Origin of the sequence: Psychromonas marina, from assembly GCF_030161115.1 — a bacterium.
GTDB classification, from domain to species: Bacteria; Pseudomonadota; Gammaproteobacteria; order Enterobacterales; family Psychromonadaceae; genus Psychromonas; species Psychromonas marina.
Window position 1 is genome coordinate 1 of the sequence record NZ_BSPQ01000032.1, and the last position, 269, is coordinate 269.

Genomic DNA, 269 nt, shown 5'->3' on the forward strand with positions numbered 1-269 from the left:
CTAAATTTTAGACAAAAAAAAGCCTGAATAAAAATTCAGGCTTTTTAATGTGGCTCCTCTTGCTGGGCTTGAACCAGCGACACACGGATTAACAGTCCGTTGCTCTACCAACTGAGCTAAAGAGGAATTGTCTTTTCTACAATGTTAATCCGTTGTAATGAATTAACAGTGTTCTCGATCGCTCTACCAACTGAGCTAAAGAGGAATAGTTTTGAAACTCAAAACTATAAAAGTGGCTCCTCTTGCTGGGCTTGAACCAGCGACACACG

At 40.5% G+C, this 269-nt stretch carries 1 tRNA gene; it reads right to left on the reverse strand.

From position 1 onward, the window contains the following. Positions 1-50: 50 nt before the first annotated feature. Positions 51-126: transfer RNA gene (locus QQK09_RS19235), tRNA-Asn, on the reverse strand. Between the last annotated feature and the right edge of the window lie 143 nt (positions 127-269).